Here is a 670-nt window from a genome sequence, read left to right on the forward strand (position 1 = left end):
CTTGGCCAGCGTTCATTTACGAGCGCACATACAGGCCGGACATATGAACGCTAGCGATCCGATCAAAATCTTCTTTCTCCCATTGCAAGGGGAGGCCGTCCACATATGGTGTTTGCACCGGTACTAGAGACGGTGCGATGGGTCAGGTGACGATAATTTCGGGCGTTGAGCGGCGGCGGGTATGGTCTGACGACCAGAAGCGGACGCTGGTGATGGCGGTGTCGCAACCCGGCGCGAACGTGGCGGAGATCGCGAGGGAGGCGGATCTACGGCCGGGCCAGATCTATCGCTGGCGGCGACAGATGTTCGGTGATGCGAACGGTTTTGCCGCCGTTGCGGTGAAGCCTGATCCAGCGCCGCCGACGGGGCCAGCGGTTGTCGTGGAGCTGGGCAGCATCACGGTCCGCATAGCGGCGGATACGCCGCCGGATTTGGCTGCTGCCGTCCTGCGGTCGCTGCGGCGGTGATCCCGGTCCCCTCGGGTGTCAGGATATGGATCGCGACCGGGCATACCGATATGAGGAAGGGTATGCGATCCTTGGCTGCGTATTTCGTAAAAACGGGACATTCGTTTCGCTAAATCGCGGACAGCGGTTTCGCTAATTCCGGGACAGCTGGAGGTGTGTTTTCCGTTTGCCTTGTTGAAGTCGGGTTGGCTGATCGCGCGGCT

Annotated in this window: 1 protein-coding gene; it reads left to right on the forward strand. The window is 60.7% G+C overall.

Annotation, left to right across the window (positions count from 1 at the left end; all coding sequences use genetic code 11):
* The first annotated feature begins 137 nt into the window (after positions 1-137).
* Complete coding sequence (locus tag SxD43FB_RS23850; protein WP_169575438.1) at positions 138-467, forward strand: transposase; 330 nt, start codon at positions 138-140, stop codon at positions 465-467.
* Positions 468-670 lie beyond the last annotated feature (203 nt).

This window comes from Sphingobium sp. D43FB (assembly GCF_002312805.1).
Taxonomy (GTDB): domain Bacteria; phylum Pseudomonadota; class Alphaproteobacteria; order Sphingomonadales; family Sphingomonadaceae; genus Sphingobium.

What these genes read in the sequence shown, in the direction of transcription:
- SxD43FB_RS23850 (WP_169575438.1), top strand. Translation starts at nt 138, where the DNA reads ATGGGTCAGGTGACGATAATTTCGGGCGTTGAGCGGCGGCGGGTATGG.